Source organism: Streptomyces sp. NPDC058240, assembly GCF_042882135.1.
GTDB lineage: Bacteria > Actinomycetota > Actinomycetes > Streptomycetales > Streptomycetaceae > Streptomyces.
Genome location: NZ_JBHVWT010000001.1, coordinates 516394 through 531793, shown reverse-complemented (window position 1 = coordinate 531793; position 15400 = coordinate 516394). Strand labels below are relative to the sequence as shown.

General features: G+C 71.4%; 15 protein-coding genes. 6 read left to right on the top strand and 9 right to left on the bottom strand.

Annotated features, from left to right (window positions below):
• Positions 1 to 24: 24 nt before the first annotated feature.
• The 3 genes from ACFVX4_RS02420 to ACFVX4_RS02410 all read right to left on the bottom strand — a co-directional run bounded on the left by ACFVX4_RS02420 (position 25) and on the right by ACFVX4_RS02410 (position 2247).
• On the bottom strand, positions 25 to 1062 hold the full coding sequence (locus ACFVX4_RS02420) for a rod shape-determining protein (protein WP_389971143.1): 1038 nt from the start codon (positions 1060 to 1062) through the stop codon (positions 25 to 27).
• A gap of 148 nt (positions 1063 to 1210) precedes the next feature.
• The gene (locus ACFVX4_RS02415) at positions 1211 to 1771 is read right to left on the bottom strand and encodes a hypothetical protein (protein WP_389971141.1); all 561 of its coding nucleotides are present in this window, start codon (positions 1769 to 1771) and stop codon (positions 1211 to 1213) included.
• Complete coding sequence (locus ACFVX4_RS02410) at positions 1768 to 2247, bottom strand: MarR family winged helix-turn-helix transcriptional regulator (protein WP_389971139.1); 480 nt, start codon at positions 2245 to 2247, stop codon at positions 1768 to 1770. The genes ACFVX4_RS02415 and ACFVX4_RS02410 overlap by 4 nt, the downstream gene beginning before the upstream one ends.
• A 151-nt stretch (positions 2248 to 2398) precedes the next feature.
• On the opposite strand from ACFVX4_RS02410, the gene ACFVX4_RS02405 reads away from it, so the two are divergent.
• From ACFVX4_RS02405 to ACFVX4_RS02390, 4 genes are all read left to right on the top strand, one after another.
• Entirely contained in the window at positions 2399 to 3418 is a 1020-nt protein-coding gene (locus ACFVX4_RS02405) for an NADP-dependent oxidoreductase (RefSeq protein ID WP_389971137.1), read from the top strand.
• Between the two features lie 89 nt (positions 3419 to 3507).
• A complete protein-coding gene (locus ACFVX4_RS02400; protein WP_266419559.1) occupies positions 3508 to 3936 on the top strand; it encodes an organic hydroperoxide resistance protein in 429 nt (142 codons plus the stop codon).
• A 114-nt stretch (positions 3937 to 4050) separates the two neighbouring features.
• Positions 4051 to 4845 carry an EI24 domain-containing protein gene (locus ACFVX4_RS02395; RefSeq protein WP_389971135.1) on the top strand — a complete coding sequence of 265 codons (795 nt, stop codon included), beginning with the start codon at positions 4051 to 4053 and terminating at the stop codon, positions 4843 to 4845.
• A gap of 15 nt (positions 4846 to 4860) precedes the next feature.
• A complete protein-coding gene (locus ACFVX4_RS02390) occupies positions 4861 to 5469 on the top strand; it encodes a LysE family translocator (RefSeq protein WP_389971133.1) in 609 nt (202 codons plus the stop codon).
• Between the two features lie 21 nt (positions 5470 to 5490).
• Here ACFVX4_RS02390 and ACFVX4_RS02385 read toward each other — a convergent pair whose 3' ends face one another.
• On the bottom strand, positions 5491 to 7449 hold the full coding sequence (locus ACFVX4_RS02385; RefSeq protein WP_389971131.1) for a flavin monoamine oxidase family protein: 1959 nt from the start codon (positions 7447 to 7449) through the stop codon (positions 5491 to 5493).
• A 119-nt stretch (positions 7450 to 7568) separates the two neighbouring features.
• A complete protein-coding gene (locus ACFVX4_RS02380) occupies positions 7569 to 8165 on the bottom strand; it encodes a TetR/AcrR family transcriptional regulator (RefSeq protein ID WP_389971130.1) in 597 nt (198 codons plus the stop codon).
• Between the two features lie 152 nt (positions 8166 to 8317).
• Between ACFVX4_RS02380 and ACFVX4_RS02375 the strand changes: the two genes are divergently transcribed.
• A complete protein-coding gene (locus ACFVX4_RS02375) occupies positions 8318 to 10789 on the top strand; it encodes a glycoside hydrolase family 3 protein (RefSeq protein WP_389971128.1) in 2472 nt (823 codons plus the stop codon).
• A gap of 47 nt (positions 10790 to 10836) precedes the next feature.
• On the opposite strand, the gene ACFVX4_RS02370 is transcribed toward ACFVX4_RS02375, so the two are convergent.
• Positions 10837 to 11835, bottom strand: a complete 999-nt coding sequence (locus ACFVX4_RS02370) for an aldose epimerase family protein (RefSeq protein ID WP_389971126.1) — start codon at positions 11833 to 11835, stop codon at positions 10837 to 10839.
• Positions 11836 to 11846: 11 nt separating this feature from the next.
• On the bottom strand, positions 11847 to 12755 hold the full coding sequence (locus ACFVX4_RS02365) for an SGNH/GDSL hydrolase family protein (RefSeq protein ID WP_389971124.1): 909 nt from the start codon (positions 12753 to 12755) through the stop codon (positions 11847 to 11849).
• A gap of 351 nt (positions 12756 to 13106) precedes the next feature.
• Here ACFVX4_RS02365 and ACFVX4_RS02360 point away from each other — a divergent pair, with 351 nt between their 5' ends.
• Positions 13107 to 13601: a DUF3145 domain-containing protein gene (locus tag ACFVX4_RS02360; RefSeq protein WP_356477923.1), complete on the top strand. Its 495-nt coding sequence runs from the start codon at positions 13107 to 13109 to the stop codon at positions 13599 to 13601.
• Between the two features lie 178 nt (positions 13602 to 13779).
• Here the strand turns inward: ACFVX4_RS02360 and fabF are convergent, their stop codons facing one another.
• A complete protein-coding gene (fabF, locus tag ACFVX4_RS02355) occupies positions 13780 to 15042 on the bottom strand; it encodes a beta-ketoacyl-ACP synthase II (RefSeq protein ID WP_389971122.1) in 1263 nt (420 codons plus the stop codon).
• A gap of 77 nt (positions 15043 to 15119) precedes the next feature.
• Positions 15120 to 15368, bottom strand: coding sequence for an acyl carrier protein (locus tag ACFVX4_RS02350; protein ID WP_014045780.1), 249 nt, complete (start codon positions 15366 to 15368; stop codon positions 15120 to 15122).
• Positions 15369 to 15400: the final 32 nt, after the last annotated feature.

Here is a 15400-nt window from a genome sequence, read left to right as displayed (position 1 = left end):
TCATACGCCGCACCCCCGGGGTGCTCAGCAGGCGAGCGGGTCGAGGACCATCGGCTCGATCTTTCCGTCCAGCATGGCACCGAGCCCCAGTACCGCGCAGACGTCCGGACGTTCCGCGATGTGCACCTGCATGCCCGTCGCGTCCCGCAGCATCTGGTCGAGACCGGGCAGCAGCGCGCTCCCGCCGACCATCATGATTCCGCAGTCCACGAGGTCGGCCACCAGGTCGGGCGGGCAGTTGCGCAGGATCGCGCCGAGCCCGTCCAGGACCGCGGTCAGCGGTGCGTGGATGGCCTGGCGGAGGGCGGCGGTGTCGACCTGCGCCGAGCGGGCCAGACCGGTCGCCACGTCACGGCCGTGGATCTCGGTCGTGGCGGGCCCCTGCGCGGTCAGATCGCTGCCGCTGAGCGCCAGTTGCAGCGGGCGCAGGGACTGGCTCGGCAGCATCAGCGAATGGTGCTGACGCAGATGCTGGATCACCGCGTGGTCGATGGCGTCGCCGCCGACCGGGATGCGTACGGCGCTCACGATCGAACCGAGCGAGAGCACCGCGATCTGGGTGGTCGCGGCCCCGCACACCATGATCATGGTGGCGGTCGGCTGCTCGACCGGCAGCCCGCAGCCGACGGCCGCCGCGATCAGGGTGTCGACCAGTTCGACCCGACGGGCACCGATCCCGACCAGCGTCTCGACGGCGGCCCGCTGGGCGAGCGGGTCGCTGTCGTGCGGCGTGCAGGCGGCGGCCCGCAGCCGGGGCTTGCGGCGCAGTTGGCGGCGGAGCTTCTCGCCGAGCAGATGGCGGAGCATGCGCTGGGCCATCTCGATGTCGATGACGGTTCCGCCGGAGACCGGGCGGGCCACCCGGATGTAGTCGGGGGTGCGGCCCGTCATCTTTTCGGCGAGCGCGCCGACGGCGATGAGCGACCCGGTACGCGTGTTCACCGCGGCGACGCTCGGCTCGTCGACGACGAGCCCGAGGCCCTTGACGTACACGCGGGTCCGGGCGGCCCCGAGGTCGACGGCGACATGGCAACGGCGCAACTGCTCAAGACTGACGGTCACGGCAGGTTCTCCCGAGTGCGCGGACGGTGGCACCGGCGGGCAGCCGGCTCTCTCGCATACTGCGCCGTTCGGAGGCGTGGCGCGCGCTGGGATGAGCCGTAGGAGGTACACAGCTGACGGGCCGACAGAGGAGGGCGGCGCGCGGGAATCAGCCCGGCAGCAGCCGCTGGAACAGGCCCCAGGTGAACTCGGCGACGTACGGCTCGCCCGTTCCCGGCGCGGTGATCGCGAGCGCCCAGCGGGTCGGCGCACTGCCTTCCATCGGGCGGGCCGGCGGGAAGGCCCGCGCGACCTCGTCGACCGTGCCCGACCAGGGGCGCAGATCCTCGACCGCGCGCAGCTCGGGCACCGGCGCCCCCGGCGCCCGGACCAGCCACTCGTTCCACACCGCGCCGCCCGGCGCGACCATCACCTCGAACCGGAGATCCGGCCAGAGCGGCACCGGCCACCGCAGCGCGTCGCACTCCAGGTCGCCGATCGTGCGGCGTACGGACGACACGGGTTCGCCGAGCACCGAACGGTAGCGGCGCAGGGTGCCCCGTCCGCCGGGCGCCCGCACCATGGCCTGCCAGCGCCGGTTGGCCTCGCGCATCTCGGCGAGCGAGGCGCTCAGCTCGTGCCGGGCGTCCTCGACGAGACCGGGCTGGTGGTCGGCCATCCGGCGCAGCAGGACGAGCTGGAACTCACGGGGGCCGAAGGGCGCGGTCATGGATCCAACGCTTCCACACCCCGGGTCCAGGGCCTATCCGGGGACGGGCCCGGCTCGCCCAGCATCCGGCGCAGCAGGTCCCGCAGCATCGTCCGGTCCCCCTCCGACAGCTCGGCCAGCGGCTCCCGCGCGAAGGTGAGCGAATCGCGCAGCTGCTGCGCCGTCCGGGTGCCCAGCTCCGTCGGCGCGGCCAGCTTCACCCGGCGGTCGGCCGGATCCGGCCTGCGCTCCACCAGGCCGCGCGTCTCCAGCCGGTCGACGATGCCGGTGACGTTCGACGGCTCGCACTTCAGCTTCTGGGCGATCTTGCGCATGGGCATCGGCTCCAGGGCGAGCAGCCCGAGCACCCTCGCCTGCGCACCGGTGAGCGAGTGGGCTGCCGCCGCCTCGTCGTACTCCTCGTAGTAGCGCGCCACGACGGTACCGATGAGCTCGACGACTTCGAGGGTCAGAGGGTCTGTGCGGGTGGTGGCCATGACACCCAGGATAGCCGGTTGCTTGACAAGGTGAAATATTCAGGAGCATGGTTGTTTCACTACATGAAGCATTTTGCTTCCCCGGTGCGGCCCCGACCGCCCCGGTCGGAGCTTCCCCCACCCCGTAGGACATCGAGGAGAACCCGAGCCCATGTCAGCAGCACTTCCCACGTCCGGCCGTGAATGGCACCTCGTCGCCCGCCCCCACGGCTGGCCGAAGGCCGAGGACTTCGCGCTGCGTGAGGCCCCGGTCACCGCTCCCCGCGAGGGCCGTGTCCTCGTCCGCAATCTGCACTTCTCGGTCGACCCGTACATGCGCGGCCGGATGAACGACGTGAAGTCGTACACCCCGCCCTTCAGACTCGACCACCCCATGGACGGCGGAGCGGTCGGCGAGGTCATCGCCTCGAACGCCGAGGGCATCGCGGTCGGCGACCACGTCCTGCACGGCCTCGGCTGGCGCGAGTACGCCGAGGTCCCGGCCGAGCACGCCGTGAAGGTCGACGCGTCGATCGCCCCGCTCTCCGCCTACCTCGGCGTGCTCGGCATGACCGGGCTCACCGCCTACGCGGGCCTCTTCGACGTCGCCTCCTTCAAGGAGGGCGACGCCGTCTTCGTCTCCGGCGCGGCCGGTGCGGTCGGCAGCCAGGTCGGCCAGATGGCGAGGATCAAGGGCGCCTCGCGGGTCATCGGCTCGGCCGGTTCCGACGAGAAGGTCAAGCTCCTCGTCGAGGAGTACGGCTTCGACGCGGCCTTCAACTACCACGACGGCCCGGTGGTGGAGCAGCTGCGCGCGGCGGCCCCCGACGGCATCGACGTCTACTTCGACAACGTCGGCGGCGAGCACCTCGAAGCGGCGATCTCCTCGCTCAATCTGCACGGCCGCGTCACCGTCTGCGGAATGATCGCCCAGTACAACGCCACCGAGCCGACCCCCGGCCCGCGCAACCTCGCCCTCGTCATCGGCAAGCGGCTGCGCATCCAGGGCATGCTCGTCGGCGATCACGCCGCGCTCCAGCCGCAGTTCGTCCAGGACGTCGCCGGCTGGCTGGCCTCGGGCGAGCTGAAGTACCGCGAGACCTTCGTCGAGGGCATCGAGAACGGCTTCGACGCCTTCCTCGGTCTGCTGCGCGGCGAGAACACCGGAAAGATGATCGTCTCCCTCGCCTGACAGCCGCCCCGGCGCACCCGTTAGGCTCATCCACAGGCCGTCGCGATCGTGGGCGCGAGTCGCGGCGCACAGCAGGAGGAATCCTCAGCATGACCATTCAGGACATAACCGTTGCCTACACCGCCGTCGCCACCGCCGAGAACGGCCGTGACGGCCGCGTCTCGTCCGACGACGGAAACCTCGACGTCATCGTCAACCCGCCGAAGGCCATGGGCGGAAGCGGCGCGGGCACCAACCCCGAGCAGCTCTTCGCGGCCGGCTACAGCGCCTGCTTCCAGGGCGCGCTGGGCGTGGTGGCCCGTCAGGAGAAGGCGGACATCTCCGGCTCCACGGTGACCGCCGAGGTCTCCATCGGCAAGACGGCCGAGGGCGGCTTCGGCCTGGAGGTGGCGATCAGCGCCACCATCCCGAACGTCGACACCGCCACCGCGCAGTCGCTCGTCGAGAAGGCCCACCAGGTGTGCCCGTACTCGAACGCCACGCGAGGCAACATCAAGGTCGAGCTGTCGGTCGCCTGACCGCCCCGCTCGCAGCGGACCGAGGGCCGCACCCCGCGAAGGGGTGCGGCCCTCGGTCGTGTCCGCGAGAACCACCCGTCCGGCGGTGCCCTTCCCCACCAGTACGCTGACGCCATGCGTGATCTAGGGGCGGGCTTCGGCTACTTGATAAAGGGACAGCGCTGGGTCGGCCGGCACGGACGGTGGTTCGGCATCGGGCTGCTGCCCGGACTCATCACCCTCGTCCTGTACGCGGCGGCGCTCGTCGGTCTCGGCTACGGCGCCGACGACCTGGTGGACTGGGCGACCCCGTTCGCCGACGACTGGTCCTCGCCCTGGCTCGGCCTGCTCCGCACCACCCTGACCGTGCTGGTCTTCGGCCTCGGACTCTTCCTCGCCGTGATCACGTTCACCGCCGTGACGCTGCTGGTCGGCCAGCCCTTCTACGAGTCGCTCTCCGAGCAGGTCGACCGCACGGAGGGCGGCGAGGTCCCCGAGTCCGGGCTGCCGCTCTGGCGGGAGCTGTGGATCTCCGCCCGCGACAGCATCCGCATCCTGGTGCGGGTGGGGCTCTACGCGGTGCTGCTCTTCGCCCTCGGATTCATCCCGGTGCTCGGACAGACCGTCGTCCCCGTGATCGGCTTCTGCGTCACCGGCTACTTCCTCGCCGAGGAGCTCACCGCCGTCGCGCTCCAGCGCCGCGGCATGGTCCTGAAGGACCGGCTCGCCCTGCTGCGCGGCCGCCGCCTGCTGACCCTCGGCTTCGGCGTGCCGCTGGGGCTCGCCTTCCTGGTCCCGTTCGTCGCCGTGTTCCTGATGCCGGGCGCCGTCGCCGGAGCCACCCTGCTGGCGCGTGACCTGGTGGCGCCCGAGGACGAGGAGGAGGGCGAGGACCCGGCGCCCGCCCCGTACACCCTCGACAAGCACTGAGGAGATCAGCCGCCCATGACCGAGCTCATCGCGGTCGTCGTCATCACCGTCCTCGCCGTCATCAGCCCGGGTGCGGACTTCGCGATGGTCGTCCGCAACAGCTACCTCTACGGCCGTACGACGGGGCTCATGGCCGCCGCCGGAGTCGCCGCGGGCGTGCTCGTCCACGTCACGTACACGATGCTCGGCGTCGGGCTGCTGATCGCCTCGTCGACCGCCCTGTTCACCGCGATCAAGCTGGTCGGCGCGGCCTATCTCGTCTACATCGGGGTCCGGACCTTCTTCGCCCGCGGCGATGTCGACGTCGATCTGGAGTCCAAGCCGCAGCTGACCCGGCTCGGGGCCCTGCGCACCGGATTCCTCACCAACGCGCTGAACCCCAAGACCACGCTCTTCGTCGTGTCGACCTTCACCCAGGTCGTCGGGCCGGAGACCGGTGTGTGGCAGCAGGCCGGCTACGGGCTGTTCATGTCCGCCGCCCATTTCGGCTGGTTCGGCCTGGTCGCGCTGTTCTTCTCGAACTCGCGCCTGCGCACCTCGATGCTGAAGTGGCAGAAGGCCCTCAACCGGGGCATCGGTTCGGTGCTCGTCGGGCTGGGCGTCACCCTGGGCCTGTCCCACTGAGCGACGCCCGCCGGACCCCGGTCAGCTGCTGTGCACCTCCAGCGCCGACCTGACCGCCGACTCCAACGCCCCCTCGATCCAGGCCGGCTTGATCGAGGTGTGGTCGCCGGCGAAGTGCAGCGGCCCCTCGACCGAGCGCACATGGGCGAAGAGTTCGGTGTGCTGGCCCGGCAGCAGCACCGACGCCTCGCCGTACGCGTACGGGTCGCGCATCCACGACTGGGTGGCGCCGGCGCCCGTGTAGAAGACCTCGACGCGCTGCCCGTACACGTCCTGCACCCCGCCCAGGGCGTGCGGGTAGCGCTCGTCGTCGTCCAGCGAGTCCCACTTCAGTGCGTCGTCGGCCCAGCTGTACGAGGCGAGGACGACGCCGCCCGCGCTGCCCTCGATCGGGTGGGAGGGCTGGAACATGAAGCGGTTGGCGTTGTCGGTGACCGATCCGCCGCCGATGACATGCGCCGCCTCGGGCTGGTTGCGCGCGGTGGCCCGGTACGCCGCGTAGTGCACGCGCTGGTTGGGCGGGAGGTGGCCGGACGGTACGGAGGGGTGGGAGCCCAGCAGTGAACCGTCGGCCGGCGCCTTGCCCAGCCGGTAGGCGTCGTACAGACCGGGCTTGATCCGCTCCAGCTCGGTCTTCCAGTCCTTCTCCTCGAACTCCCACCAGCGGCGGCTGAATTCGAGCAGCACCTTGGTCGCCGCGTCGTAGTGGATCTCGGTGATCGCGCGCCGCTTGCCGTACGAGAGCGCGGGCGCGACGGGGATGTGGCGCAGCCCGGAGAACGGCACGGTGATGATCGCCCGGTCACCGCGGAAGGTCTGGCGCACCAGCGGCTTGCCGTCGCGGCCCTCGGAGATCGTCTCGACCTCGACGTGGTCGGTGCCGTAACCGATCCTGGTGGCCCGGCGGTCCAGCCGCACCACGTCCTTGACCCGCTCGTACATCGCGTCGGCAAGCGTGCCCGTACCGCCCGGCAGCTCGAAGAACGCGGTGTCCGGGCTGATCAGGGAGGCCCCGATGAAGCTGTGCACAAAGGCGAGATGGAGCCGGGACGTGAGGTTCTCGACCGTGCCGATGAGGTCGATGGTGCGCTCGTCGAGCTTGGCCGCCTCGGTCAGGAAGCGGAACATCGACCAGTGCCCGTACCGCTGGATGACCCGCGCCCAGCCCTCGACGAGCTCCCGGCCCTCCTTGCCCTCGAACTCCTGCCGCACGGGCTTGAAGGCGTCCCGCACGATCGACGCGGCGGTCTTGTTCTCGAACTCGGCGGGGACCCCGAACGAGCGGTTGATCGCCTGGGGCTTCTGCGCGTAGTCGGCCTTGCGCATCCGGATGCCGTTGACATGGATCCAGGTGCGGTTGACGGGCCGGCCCTCGGCGTCGACGTCCACCAGGTAGAAGCGGCGGCGCTTCAGACCGAAGCCGTCCATGAGGCCGGTGACCAGCGGATGGATGTCGGGGATGCGCATCGCGCCGGCCTCGGCGTTCTGCTTCGGGTCCGCGAACGGCGCCTTCGCCTTCTCGTGGCCGCCCTTGCGGAAGGTCTTGATCCGGCCGCCGACGCGGTTGCCGTTGGCCTCGATGACGGTGACGGTGTGCCCGGCGCTGCGGAGCAGATGGGCGGCGGTGAGCCCGGCCGGGCCGGCGCCGACGATCAGCACCTTCTTGGGGCTCTTGCGGCTGCGCGGCAGGCCCTTGGACAGCAGGATGTCGCGGTAGTGGGGGACCAGCGGCTGGTCCTGTTCGTCGCGTACGAGGATGGCGCGGGCGACGTTCAGGCAGGTGTTCCAGTCCGAGCCGGTGGCCGCGGGAGCTAACGCGGTGCCGGCTGCGGCGGGGGAGCCGGTGGCACCGGGCGCGGCGGCGCTCGCGGTGCCGGTCGCGGCGGAGACGGCGAGGGCGGCGGCACCGGCGGTGGCGCCCGTGATCAGGGTGCGGCGGGAAGGCAGGCCGGGGGAGGTTCCGGCGGGCTCGGTAGTCATGCGGCAACCCTGGGGCGCCCGGAGGGCTGCCCTGCGCCCGGACGCGCGTAGACCGCCCCGAAATCACCCGCAGGTGGCGTTCATTGATCATTGTTCTACCTGCGTCGCCGCAGGCCATGTCATGATTGCGGGTTCTCCGCAGTCCCCGGTCCCGGCGGCTGCAACAGCGCCAGGAAATCCCCGAACGCCGCGGGCATGTCCACCGAATCCGGGTCCAGCAGCCACTGGTACTGGAGCCCGTCCATCACCGCCACGAGCAGCGGCGCCGCGCGCTCCGGAGTCAGCCCGCCCGGCAGCCGTTCGCCGTACTCCGCGCGCAGTATCGCCGCCATGCTCGACCGGACCTGGGTGTAGCGGCGCGTGAAGAACTCCCGCGCGGGATGCCCCTCCGTCACGCTCTCGCCGAGCAGGGCCGAGAACGTCTGGACGATGCCGGGCCGCATCGCGTTGTACTCCACCAGCGAGGCCAGCAGCTCGATCCGCCAGACGCCGTCGCTCCGGGTGGAGCCGCCGGTGTCCCACTGGTCGCGCTCCGCCAGCACGGCGACGAGCAGCGCCTCCTTGGTCGGGAAGTAGTGCAGGAGCCCCTGCTGGCTGAGGCCGACCCGCTCGGCGACCGCGCTCAGCGAGGCGCCGCGGTAGCCGCGCTCGGCGATCACTTCGAGCGTGGCCCGGACGATCTCCGCCCGACGCTCCGTACTCCTGGCCCGCACCATCGCCCCGGCCCCTTTCGGCGCTCCATCGGTCCTGCACTGGGGACCGTACGCCATCCCCAAATATTACGGAGTGATAACGAAACCTACTGCTCTACCTGCGGTGGGGTCAGTATGGAGGCATTCAGTCCAGGTTTCGACGAGGAGGTACGGCCGTGGCAGGCGCGTCCACACCCACCAACCCCGATGCGGTCCGCGAGGCCGCGGTCGACGCGGCGCTCGCCGCACTCGGGCTCGACGACAAGGCGCGGCTGCTGGCCGGCCAGGACATGTGGTCGCTGCCCGCGCTCCCCGCCGTCGGGCTGCGCTCACTGGTGATGTCCGACGGGCCGATCGGGGTCCGGGGCGTCGCCTGGAGCGCCGACGACCCGTCCGTCGCCCTGCCCTCGCCCACCGCGCTGGCCGCGACCTGGGACCCGGCCCTGGCCCGCCGGGCCGGCCGGCTGCTGGCCCAGGAGGCCCACCGCAAGGGGGTGCACGTCCTCCTCGCCCCGACCGTGAACCTCCACCGGTCCCCGCTCGGCGGGCGCCACTTCGAGACGTACAGCGAGGACCCGTACCTCACCGGCGAGATCGGCACCGGCTATGTGCTCGGCGTGCAGGACGGCGGGGTCGGCACGACCGTCAAGCACTTCGTCGCCAACGACGCCGAGACCGACCGCTTCACCGTCGACAACATCGTCGCCCCGCGCACCCTGCGCGAGATCTACCTCGCCCCGTTCGAACGGATCGTCAAGAACGCCCACCCGTGGGGCATCATGGCCGCCTACAACCAGGTCAACGGTTCCACCATGACCGAGCACCGCTACCTGCAGAACGCGGTGCTGCGCGGCGAATGGGGCTTCGACGGCTACATCGTCTCCGACTGGCTGGCCGCCCGCTCCACCGTCGCCGCCGTCAACGGCGGGCTCGACGTCGCGATGCCCGGCCCCAAGACCGTCTACGGCAAGGCGCTCGCCGACGCCGTGCGGGCCGGTGAGGTCGAGGAGTCCGTCGTCGACGGCGCCGTACGCAACGTGCTGCGGCTGGCCGCCCGCGTCGGCATCCTGGACGGCGCACCCCCCGTCGTCGACGAGGCGGGCCGCCCCGATGCCGTCGACGGCGGCGCCCTGGCCCGCGAGATCGCCCGCCGCTCCTTCGTGCTCGTACGCAACGAACGCGCCGCCCTCCCCATCGACCCGGCGGCCGTCCGCAGGGTCGCGGTCAGCGGGGCGCTCGCCCGGGACGCCCGGGTCCTCGGCGGCGGCTCCGCCCAGGTCTTCCCGCACCACGTCGTCAGCCCGCTCGACGGCCTCCTCGCCGCCCTCCCCGAGGGCGTCGTCGACTTCCGCGTCGGCGCCGACCCCAACACCGAACTCACCCCCGCCGAGAAGGGCTTCGAGCTCAGGGCCGTCTGCTACGACGAGGCCGGCACCGTCATCGGCTCCGCACCGCTGCGGGGCGGCACCCTCCAGTGGATCGGCGACGACTTCCCCGAGGGAGTCACCCGCGCGACGCTGCACAGTGTCGAGATCACCGGCACCTTCGTCCCGCGCGACAGCGGCGAGCACGTCTTCGGCACCCGCGGCACCGGGGCGTTCACCCTCACCGTCGCGGGCGAGACCCTGTACGACGGGATCCACCGCGTCACCGGCTCCGACGACCCCGGCGAGGCCTTCTTCGGCAACCCGCTGGAGCGCGGCCGGATCACGCTCACCGCGGGCGAACCCGTCCAGGTCTCGCTGCGGCAGGTCCCCGAGACCCTGGGCGACGACGCGCCGATCCCCGGCGTCTCGTTCGCCTTCTGCCACCTCGGCCCGCGCCGCGACCCGCAGGAGCTGATCGCCGAGGCCGTCGAGGCGGCCCGCGCCGCGGACACCGCGATCGTCGTCGTCGGCACCACCGAACGCGTCGAGTCCGAGGGCTTCGACCGCACCGACCTCAGGCTCCCCGGCCACCAGGACGACCTCGTCCGGGCCGTCGCCGCCGCCAACCCGGACACCGTCGTGATCGTCAACTCCGGCTCCCCGGTGGAGCTCCCGTGGCGCGACGAGGTCGCGGCCGTGCTGCTCGGCTGGTTCCCCGGCCAGGAGGCCGGCCACGCCCTCGCGGACGTCCTGCTCGGCGCCGGGGAACCGGGCGGGCGCCTCCCCACCACCTGGCCGGCCGCGCTCGCCGACGTCCCGGTCTCGAACACCGCCCCCACCGACGGCGAACTCCACTACGACGAGGGCGTCTTCGTCGGCTACCGGGCCTGGGAGAAGGCCGGCACCGCGCCCGCGTACCCCTTCGGCCACGGACTCGGCTACACCACCTGGGAGTACGAGAGCCTGACGGCCGGACCGGACTCCGCCACCGTCCGCGTCCGCAACACCGGCACCCGGCCGGGCGCCGAGACCGTCCAGATCTACCTCGCGCCCCGCGACGACACCGCCGAACGCCCGGTTCGCTGGCTGGCCGGTTTCGCCCGCGTCGAGGCGGCGCCCGGCGAGAGCGCCGAGACGGTGATCGCGCTGGAGCGGCGCGGGTACGAGATCTGGGACGAGGAGGCGTACGACTGGGTCCTGGTCCCCGGCACCTACGAGGTGCAGGCGGCCCGCTCGCTCGGCGACGTACGCCTGACGGCCACCGTGGACATCGAGGAATAGCGGCCGGACGGCAGGGGGCGGGGGCCTTCCCGTCCCCTGCCGCGCCGTCAGCGCACCGTGAATCCGTACACCGTCGTCGAGACGAACTCCTCGCCCGGCCGCAGCACCGTGCTCGGGAACGCGGGCCGGTTCGGGGAGTCGGGGAAGTGCTGGGTCTCCAGTGCGATCCCGGCGCACGGACCGAACGGCCGCCCGTCGAAGTGGTCCGCCGTGTACAGCTGGAGCCCCGGCTCCGTCGTGGTCACGGTCAGCACGCGCCCCGAGGCCGCGTCGTACAGCTCGGCCGCCGGGCCCGTTCCCGCCCCGTCCAGCACGAAGTTGTGGTCGTAGCCCGCGCCGACCGGCCCCGGCTCACGGAAGTCGAACCGGGTCCCGTCCACCGGCAGGAACTCGCCCGTGGGCAGCGACTCGGCGTCCGCCGGAGTGATCCGCCCGGCCGCGATCCGCAGCACCTGCCCGAGCGCGCTGCCGCTGTCGTCGCCCGCGAGGTTCCAGTACGTGTGATTCGTCAGGTTCAGCACCGTCGGCGCGTCGGTCGTCGCCCGGTACGCGATCCGCAGCGCCCCGCCCTCGTCCAGGGTGTAGGCCGCCGACACCGCGAGACGGCCCGGGAAGCCCTCCTCGCCGTCCTCGGAGACCAGCGAGAGCTCGACACCGTCCGCCACCTCCCGCGCCCGCCACACGCGCTTGTCGAAGCCCCTGGCCCCGCCGTGCACCTGGTTGCGCCCCTCGTTCCGCGTCAACCGGTGCGTACGCCCGTCCAGCTCGAACCGGGCCCCGCCGATCCGGTTCGCGTACCGTCCGACCAGCGCGCCGAAGTACGGGCCGGAGAACGTCTCGTACCCGGCGAGGTCCGGCAGCCCGAGCGCGACACCCGCCCGCACCCCGTCCCGGTCCGGCACCTCGACCGACTGCACGATGCCGCCGTACGTCAGCACGCGCACGCGCGTACCGTCCCGTTCCAGCGTCCAGCGGTGCACGGGGGTGTCGTCCGCGAGGATGCCGAAGTCTTCCGTACGTATCGCCGTTCCCGAACCAGTGACCATGATCACGGACCTTACGCCGGAGGCCGGGCGGCGGTGACATTGCGGTACGCGATCTCCGCCAGCCTCGCCTGCCCGTCGCGCCCGGGATGGAACCAGTCCCACTGGCTGAGCTGCCTGCCGGTGAACGGGTAGTCGAAGACCGCCCCGCCGTCGTAACGGCAGCGCAGGTCCTTCGCACAGACCTCCCGGAACACCTTGTTGTACGCCACGACCCGGTCCTGCACCGATGCACGCCGGGCCGCCGCCTGTGCGCCCATGTCGTCCGCGTCGCCCAGCATCGACCGACAGATCCCCAGCTTCCAGATCTGCTTGCCCAGCGCGTTGCCGCGTCCCGTCGACCAGAGCCGCTTGAGATCCGGCACGCTCGACACGTACACCTGCGCCTTGGGTGCCCCGGCCCGCAGCTGACGCATCGACGCCTCGAACGAAGCGCGGAAATCAGCCACCGGCGTCATGTACCGCGCCGAATCCCGGCAGGCGTCATTGGCGCCGATCATCACCGTCACCAGATCGGGTTTCTTCTTCGCGGCCAGCGCCATCTGCTCCGGCAGCTGCGCGATCCTGGCCCCCGTCTCGGCGTGGTTCCAGCTGTGCGAGGCGGCCCCCGACTCACCGAGCAGCCGTACGGCGAGGCTGCGCACCCCGCTGTCCGTGCCCGTCGCCCAGGACACCTCCGGGCAGTCCGCCAGCACCGAACAGGCGTCGAAACCGCGGGTGATGGAGTCGCCGACGGCGGCCACCGAACCCGGCTCGCGGTCCCAGACCGGGCCGGGCCGGGCGGACGGCTGCGCGGCCGCCCCTTTCGTCGTCCCCTCCTGGCCGGAGTCGCAACCGGTCAGAGCGGCCGTGCCGAGCAGTGAGACCGCCGCCAGGACAGCGGCCGCGGTACGCGAACGGTGGCGGGCGGAACGATCCTGCATCCCTTGGTCCCCTCGGTTATGCCCCCGGCAACCCCTGGTGGCACCGGTCGGAAGGCCCGGCCGCCCTGGCGGGTGAAAGCTGAGCGAATGATGGGCCCGGGACCGACCGTACGTCACACCTGGGACCCCGCCGCGCGGTAGCTTTTCCTCGTCGAACCAGCGGCGCTTTCCACCCGCCCGGCTCCACTCGGGTGGCTTTCGGGAAATCACATCACGTCACATACGGCCCCTTTTCAGGAGTTTCACCCCGATGCTGTTTACTGATGACAACCTCGGGATCCGGCCGAGAAGAGACGGTACGGGCGCGAGGCCGCTGGGGAAGGCGAACTTCGTCCCACACTGGAGGTCCCGGTGACGACACGTGGAGTTCTGTACGTTCACTCCGCACCGCGCGCGCTCTGCCCCCATGTCGAGTGGGCGGTGGGCGGTGTCCTCGGTGTGCGGGTCCAACTGGACTGGATCAGACAGCCTGCCGCGCCCGGCACCTGGCGGTCCGAGTTCTCCTGGCAGGCCCGCCCCGGCACGGCGTCCAAGCTGGCCTCCGCGCTGCGGGGCTGGGACCTGCTGCGCTTCGAGGTGACGGCGGAGCCGAGCCCCACGTCGGAGGGCGAGCGCTACAGCTCCACGCCCGGCCTCGGCATCTTCCACGCCGTCACCGGCATGCACGGCGACATCCTGGTGCCCGAGGACCGGCTGCGGGCGGCGCTGGCCCGCTCGGTGCGGGGTGAGACCGACCTGGAGGCCGAGATCGCCAAACTGCTCGGCAAGCCGTGGGACGACGAGCTGGAGTCCTTCCGCCACGCGGGCGAGGGCGCGCCGGTGCGGTGGCTGCACCAGGTGGTGTGAACCTTCGCGAATCGGGGGCGCTGCCCCCGTACCCCCGCTCCTCAATCGCCGGAGGGGCTTGATTTCGCCGGGGCGGAGCCCCGGCTCGGGAAGCGGCGGAACGCCCCATGTGACGGACGATGCCGCCTCCCCACGCAGGGGAAGGCGGCATCGTCGTACCGGAACCGTGGACCGCAGGTCAGACGCTACGGAACGCCAGCACCACGTTGTGCCCGCCGAATCCGAACGAGTTGTTGATCGCGGCGATCGAACCCTCCGGCAGCGGCCGAGGCTTGTCGCGCACGATGTCCGCCTCCACGGCCTCGTCGAGGTGCTCCACGTTGATCGTCGGCGGAGCCATCCGGTGGTGCAGCGCCAGGACCGTCGCGACGGTCTCGATGCCGCCCGCGCCACCGAGGAGATGACCGGTCATCGACTTCGTCGCGGAGATCGCGACATGGTCGAGGTCGTCGCCCAGGACCTTGCGCAGAGCCTTCAGCTCCGCGACGTCGCCCTGCGGCGTCGACGTGGCGTGCGCGTTGAGGTGCACGACCTCGGACGCCTTGAGGTCCGTCTGGTCCAGCAGGTTCTGCATCGCGGCGGCGATGCCGCGCCCGGTCGGCTCCGGCTGCGCGATGTGGTGGGCGTCCGCGGACAGGCCCTGGCCCAGCACCTCGCAGTAGATCTTGGCGCCACGCGAGGCGGCGTGCTCCGCGGACTCCAGGACGACGACCCCGGCACCCTCGCCGAGGACGAAGCCGTCCCGGCCGGTGTCGTACGGACGGGAGGCCTTCTCGGGCTCCTCGTTGTGCTTGGACATCGCCATCATGTTGGCGAACGCGGCGATCGGCAGCGGGTGGATCGCCGCCTCGGTGCCACCGGCGAGGACCACATCGGCGCGGCCGGTGCGGATCATCTCGACGGCGTACCCGATCGCCTCGGCGCCCGAGGCGCAGGCGGAGACCGGGGTGTGGACACCGGCCTGGGCGTTGACCTCCAGGCCGACGTTGGCCGCCGGGCCGTTGGGCATGAGCATGGGCACGGTGTGCGGGGAGACGCGGCGTACGCCCTTCTCCTTGAGCACGTCGTACTGGTCGAGCAGGGTGATCACGCCACCGATACCGGAGGCGATGACCGAGCCCAGCCGCTCGGGCTGGATCTTCTCGTCCTCGCCGGCCTTGCCGGTGAAACCGGCGTCCGCCCAGGCCTCACGGGCCGCGATCAGCGCGAACTGCGCCGAGCGGTCCAGCTTGCGGGCGAGCGGGCGGGGCAGGACGTCGCCCGGGTCGACGGCCGCGAGGGCGGCGATCCGGACGGGCAGCTCGGCGAAACGTTCGCCCTCGAGAGGCTTGACGCCGGAACGACCGGCCATCAGACCTTCCCAGGTCGACGCCGAGTCGCCACCCAGCGGAGTGGTTGCGCCGATACCGGTGACGACCACGGTGCGATTGGTCGAGTTCACTGGAAAATCTTCTCCACGTGTAGAGGGTCGTGAATCAGCGGCGCCACCGCCGGGTGGCGACACAGGAGCAGGCCTGATCAGCCCTGGTGCTTGAGGATGTAGTCGGCAGCGTCGCCGACGGTCTTGAGGTTCTTGACGTCCTCGTCGGGGATCTTCACGTCGAAGCGCTCCTCGGCGGCGACGACGACCTCGACCATGGACAGCGAGTCGACGTCCAGGTCGTCGGTGAAGGACTTGTCCAGCTGGACGTCCTCGACCGGGATCCCGGCGATCTCGTTGACGATCTCGGCGAGACCGGTGACGATCTCTTCCTGAGTGGCGGCCATGTTGGCGCTCCTTCGGTGTTTATCTGCAGGGT

Excerpts from the sequence above, each read along its gene's own strand:
- ACFVX4_RS02415 (WP_389971141.1), bottom strand. The coding sequence starts at position 1,771 with ATGACCGCGCCCTTCGGCCCCCGTGAGTTCCAGCTCGTCCTGCTGCGC.
- ACFVX4_RS02410 (WP_389971139.1), bottom strand. The coding sequence starts at position 2,247 with ATGGCCACCACCCGCACAGACCCTCTGACCCTCGAAGTCGTCGAGCTC.
- ACFVX4_RS02405 (WP_389971137.1), top strand. The coding sequence starts at position 2,399 with ATGTCAGCAGCACTTCCCACGTCCGGCCGTGAATGGCACCTCGTCGCC.
- ACFVX4_RS02400 (WP_266419559.1), top strand. The coding sequence starts at position 3,508 with ATGACCATTCAGGACATAACCGTTGCCTACACCGCCGTCGCCACCGCC.
- ACFVX4_RS02395 (WP_389971135.1), top strand. The coding sequence starts at position 4,051 with ATGCGTGATCTAGGGGCGGGCTTCGGCTACTTGATAAAGGGACAGCGC.
- ACFVX4_RS02390 (WP_389971133.1), top strand. The coding sequence starts at position 4,861 with ATGACCGAGCTCATCGCGGTCGTCGTCATCACCGTCCTCGCCGTCATC.
- ACFVX4_RS02385 (WP_389971131.1), bottom strand. The coding sequence starts at position 7,449 with ATGACTACCGAGCCCGCCGGAACCTCCCCCGGCCTGCCTTCCCGCCGC.
- ACFVX4_RS02380 (WP_389971130.1), bottom strand. The coding sequence starts at position 8,165 with ATGGTGCGGGCCAGGAGTACGGAGCGTCGGGCGGAGATCGTCCGGGCC.
- ACFVX4_RS02370 (WP_389971126.1), bottom strand. The coding sequence starts at position 11,835 with ATGGTCACTGGTTCGGGAACGGCGATACGTACGGAAGACTTCGGCATC.
- ACFVX4_RS02365 (WP_389971124.1), bottom strand. The coding sequence starts at position 12,755 with ATGCAGGATCGTTCCGCCCGCCACCGTTCGCGTACCGCGGCCGCTGTC.
- ACFVX4_RS02350 (WP_014045780.1), bottom strand. The coding sequence starts at position 15,368 with ATGGCCGCCACTCAGGAAGAGATCGTCACCGGTCTCGCCGAGATCGTC.